This window comes from Paenibacillus sp. FSL H7-0716 (assembly GCF_038002705.1).
Classification (GTDB): Bacteria; Bacillota; Bacilli; order Paenibacillales; family Paenibacillaceae; genus Paenibacillus_AQ; species Paenibacillus_AQ odorifer.
The window spans coordinates 1-5,349 of the sequence record NZ_JBBODA010000070.1; the positions used below are offsets into that span (position 1 = coordinate 1).

Annotated in this window: 2 protein-coding genes and 1 pseudogene; all 3 read right to left on the reverse strand. The window is 47.9% G+C overall.

The genetic code is table 11. From position 1 onward, the window contains the following. Positions 1–354, reverse strand: a pseudogene (locus MHH60_RS33040) (XkdQ/YqbQ family protein); the annotation flags it as partial. A 14-nt stretch (positions 355–368) separates the two neighbouring features. Then, positions 369–1,019 carry a hypothetical protein gene (locus tag MHH60_RS33045; RefSeq protein ID WP_076139074.1) on the reverse strand — a complete coding sequence of 217 codons (651 nt, stop codon included), beginning with the start codon at positions 1,017–1,019 and terminating at the stop codon, positions 369–371. Between the two features lie 3 nt (positions 1,020–1,022). Continuing rightward, positions 1,023–5,216 (reverse strand): hypothetical protein, encoded by a 4,194-nt coding sequence (locus tag MHH60_RS33050; RefSeq protein WP_076139075.1) that lies wholly within the window; start codon positions 5,214–5,216, stop codon positions 1,023–1,025. Positions 5,217–5,349 lie beyond the last annotated feature (133 nt).

Genomic DNA, 5,349 nt, shown 5'->3' on the forward strand with positions numbered 1-5,349 from the left:
CAGCTCTGCACCGGCCTCACCCTTCAAGTATGGGCGTGTGCCTTTGTTCTTCGCTAAATACCAACTCATCTCCCGAGCTTCAACCTCCCATTCATCCGTGAACTCATTTTGTTCATACTTGATGATGGGTCCATGGAAGAACTGGTTCTTGTGATGAAGCACTCCCATTCCTTTCAGTCGTGATGAAAAGCACATCAGCATGCCGGCTACCTTCAGATCAGCAGCGTTTCGAAGTCGAACAGTTGCGCTACGTGCGATTTCATCTCGTGCTGAAGACCAGGATAATTCAACTGCCGCATCCGTCAACAGCTGCCGATTACTCTCCTTTCCGTAAAGGATCGCAAAATTGTCCATTTTAATCCCGCCCTTTATTTAACACTAGAGTTCTTGTCCAGAATTCGTTCCTTTTGAGCCAAATAATCAAAATTGCCTTTGGCGTTAGCAGTGGATTTCTTCTCTTCATTTTTCTTCTTTTTTTCTTCTGCTTTCTTCGATTTCTCACTTTTCTTCGTCTTATTCTTCTTGTCCGTTTTCCCCGTTGTATTAGGTCGACTTTTGGATGACTTGGTTATGATTACACCGGGTTTCAAGAGCTGCTTTGTGTTGGAATATGAAACAATTTTAACTGGGTTGAACTCTACAAAATTAAATGTGATATGCAGATTCGCCTGACCATCTTTATACGTAGACTCGAAACTTTCAAACCACATGGTTTGCGAAAAGAGCGATTCAAAGTTGATCACAACCGGCTTGAGCTTCCATTCCTCCATCAACTTCCAAGCCTGTTCTGGAGACTGGTAAGCCACCGTCTCTTTGCCGGTTTCCCAAAGTTCCTCCCAAACTCGTGGAAAGATCACAGAAAAAGAGACCCGCTTCAGCTTCGAAGTGAGTCTCTTACTTGTCTTCTCTTCACCTGTAATTACGACAAAAGAATCTATCTCATTGCTGCTGGTGATCTGTATTTCTGTCGGTGTAATTGGAAAGGTGAAGCGATTCTTATCACGTATCATGGTCAGCATGATTTATCCTCCACTTTCCAGAGCATTGTACAACTCTTCGCCGAAAACCTTGCGGAATAACGCTCGTCCCTGTGGACTGGTCAGCATCTTGGCGAATTCAGCAAAGTTGGTAATTCCCTTGGCCAGTTCACCAAAATCGATGTTGATGTTCTCAATTACGATATCGCGGATCGCTGCAGGTGCCTGCGCCAGTGTCTTCGCCACCGGGATGCTGGACGATCTCATACCTACTGCACCACCATCTGCATAGGGACGAACACCAAGTATGCTCCCCGCCTGTTCCCACAATGCTCTTCCTAGTTTACTCCGCTGCCTCGAAAGTGGGATGATCATCTCCGGACCGGCTTCACCGACCAGTCCCATATGTGGAGCACTGATAAGCCCACCATCGGCGTACTTCTTCTTGCGCTTTTTTCGACGGCCAAAGAATCCAGAAATACCATCATACATTTTTGTGGCCAACTTCTCACCGCCGATTGTTCCTAACAGCCCCCCGATTGCACCACCAACGGCTGTACCGACACCAGGCATGAGGAAGGTACCAAGCATTGCACCTGTTGCCGCGCCACCTAAGATTCCGCCTCCAATTCCACCAGCTACTTTAGCAGTCTGTCGCCCGCGCTTTCCTTTGCCAGCAAAGAGGATATCCCAACCATCCATGGCGTAGCCAATAGGTCGAACCACTTTGCCAAGTAATTTCGTACTTCTGGCAAAGGTTTTCATCTTGGCAGCCTGCCTACGCAATTGATGACCCGTCGAGCGTATTTTATAAGCATCAGTGAGGCTACTCGCTTTACTCATCGCCTTGGTGTAACGCTTCAGTCCTTGCCTTTTCACCATTTCAAGCGAACCATGGATCCCTTCGGCATAGCCGGCTCCGTAACCTATCCTGTCGTTGTTATCATCAATGTAGGTCTTCGCCTTATAAGCTTGAGTCCGCAAAGGCTGTGCTCCAACAATGCCTCCATTTGCATACGCCCGGACACCCAGCATCGCGCCAGCTCGTTCCCACAGTTCCACCCCGCGTTGCCGGCGCCCTGCAGAGAGAGGAATAATAGCTTCCGGTCCCGCCTCACCGACTAACCCGATATGAGGTCGAGTAATAATATCGCCGTTTGCATATGCGGCACCACCACTGGATTTCATAAGACTTGGTGTACCAAATGATTTCGTAGACCCTGCTCCAGTCAGGGTATTCAGAATACCCATAGCACCGATTGCTGTCGACTTAAGTTCTGGGAATTTACTCTGCATCCCCTTGGAAATCCTCGTAATAATGGTACTGCCCCAGCTTTCACTCTGACTCGTAACCGTTTGTATCGATAGCAGCTGCTGCTTCGTCTCATCCGTCGCCGTCTTTACTGCAGTCCCGATTCCGAGCATACTCGCTCCCGCTGCACCAGCACCCTGAACAATTCCAGCAGTGCTGATTTTCGTGGTTACACCTAACTGCTGAGTCTGTCCAGCTGTTTTCTGTGCAGCTGTTCCAACAGCCTGCACGTTTTGCTGAACATTACCCGATTCTGTGCTTTTCCACGCGCCAACAAATGTATTTTTAATCTTATCGACCGTTTCCTTAACGCCGCTCTCGTTAACAGCACTTGTCAATGCGGTCTTTAATCCATCCTTGGCGACATTAGCCCGGAAAACGTTGAAAGTCTCCTGTAATTGTTTTTCTCGTTCCGGTGTCAGGTTACCAAAGGTGACCTTTGCTTCAGGCGGGGGTTTAACCTCTGGCTTTTTCTCTTCTTTTTTTCCGAAGCCGAGCCAACCACCTATTGAAGCTGCTGCATCCTTAATGCCGCCAGCAGCCGAAACCACTCCATCAACAACGGACTTGGTAACCCCGCTCGAATCAGCTAGGGAACCCAATTTATCGCCAACCCATCCGCCTGCTGCTGCTCCTACTGCAGTTCCTATGGGTCCAGCTAATGAACCAACAACACCCCCAAGGATTCCCCCTGCTGTACCTCCGACCAATGATCCGCCTGTAGATGATACTCCGGCTTTAAACCCATCGTCTCTTGATGCTTGATACAGGTCATAGCCTGTCATGCCAATACCCGCCACAGTACCTGCAATTCCTAATGCTTTTACAGCTTTGGTCCCACCTTTAGCGAATCCCTTTAACAACCCTCGTCTCGCAGGTATATCCGAGACATCCGAGATGATATCCGGAACAGCAGACGTCCCCCGAAGCCGAGCGGTATTACGATAGGTAACTCGTCCTCTTCTTCCAGCAACGTCTGGAATTGCATCGATATCAGGAATATTAGTAGTTCGCGTACCCCGGCGCGCTCTGATTGAGCCTGTACCTCCACTGCCACCAGTTATTGTTCGGGTGTTAGAACTTGAGCGACCAGTACGCCCACGGCGGGTTGACCTATCTCCTGAGCGACTACCTTGCCCACCAATTGAGCCCCCCAAACTACCAGCCTCATTAAGATAAACAATGCTGGCATTAACAGTCATAGATGATAGAGAGCTCAGGCTGCCACCCAAACCTCCACTTGATTCAGTAGTACCACGTCTGAGTGTAAATCGTTTTCGTGAAGAGCTACCGACTTCTTCTATTGGTAATGAGTCAGAACTAGTTGATCTTCTTCCAAAAAGCCCACGTATGTCAGAGGCTACATTTTTACTTTTTTGGTATCCCTTATAAACCTTATTCGCAGCAAAGGTTCCTATCAGCAATCCAACACCGACATTGATTTCATCAAAGAACTTTCCGTACAAGTCAGTCGCAGTTGTAACCACTTTTACAATCCCCGAACCAAATGTTTGGATTTGCTCTTTATTTTCTGTGATAAGAGTATTGAATTCTTTAAGTGCTGGAAGAACTGCTGTTGATAGATTTGCTCCCAACTCCTGCATTTGTTGATCAATTTGTGCCCGTGTCTGAATAATATCCTGCATTGGATTGGCATCTTGCTGAGCCTTGACCATTCTCTCTGTTGTCCCTGCAATACCTGAAGGTGCAGGTTGAAAAGGTACTTGGAATGTCTTGAGCACAGCACTTCCGTTGTCTTCTGCTGTAGCTGATCCAAGAGATACCAGAGAAGCTTTCAGCTCACTCTGTGATTGACTAGCTAAATCAGCAACTAGGGCCATGAGCGCACCCTTTGCACGTTGTTCTTCACCGGAGTTAATGTCTCCAGTAAATGAGGCAGCTTGTTTTGCTGCCTCGGCTTTTCCAGATCCGCGTAGAGCAAAATACTTCTCCATATCGCCAGCGTCTAAAGCTTTAACTCCAAAAGTTTCCTTTATAAAATCGGCAGGTTTATCAAAATTGAAGGAGCCTTCCTTCACACTTTGGGTTAAGAAGTTGGCCATCTGACCAGAGTTTGCACCAGTGTTTTTAAAATAACCGCTGTACTCCCAAAATGTGTCGAACAGATCTTTCTGTCGATCTCCGACTTTTTCATAGGCATATATCATGCTGTCAGTTACAGAAGCATAAGTTTCACCGAACGTGTCAGCTGACTGCGCGAGTGCGCGATTGATCTCTTCGAACCCTGCATCTGGCAAGAGATATTTCATCATTGCTGAAGCTCTCAGAAATTCGCTAGTTTGCGACTTATCCCGGACTAGTGGGGAAATATCTGCTAATTGTCTGGCCCCTTCCGTCTGAGAAGGGATAATACCCTGAGCATTTAGATCTTTCACAGTCTGAAGACCTTGATCACGTGCAGTTGCAGGTAGTAAGGCTGCGCTTCGGGAAGCTTCGGAATAGTAGTCCATGACATTCCCGAATAATGCATCCTTGATTCCACCACCTAGCACTAGAGCTCCTGCAGTTGCCGCAATCGTTGTAATTTTGGAAGATATTCCATCAAGGACTGGGCTCAATTCATCTTGAGCACGTATATGCACACGAGAATCACTCATTCCACGGATTTCGGCGTCGGCGCGAGATGCTGAGCGACGCAATTCATCGGCTCCTGATTGAGCCCGGCGAAAGATATCATCAACGTTAGCACGTCCCAGCCGACGCACTTCATCTGATGCGTTGCCGACCCGGCTTCCTAAATCATCTGCTGCGCTCCTGGATCGTCGAAGATCAGATACAAGGTCTTCCCCCATCTGTCCAGATGCTCGACGAAAATCTAGTAAATCATTAGTCGCCCCAAGAATGGCCTTCCGCATATTCTGGACAGCACCGGAAATAAGATCCCGTGCTTCGAACGGAACCGTCACTTTTGTTGTCGCTGCTATGGTTGTTCACCTCCTTCCTGCCTATTTCTTGTTAGCCAGGCGTTTGGTTTCTTCTTCAGCAATCATCCCCGCGGCAAGACAGAAATAATACTGCCGCTGTTCATCCACCTCATAA

What these genes read in the sequence shown, in the direction of transcription:
- MHH60_RS33045 (WP_076139074.1), bottom strand. Translation starts at nt 1,019, where the DNA reads ATGCTGACCATGATACGTGATAAGAATCGCTTCACCTTTCCAATTACA.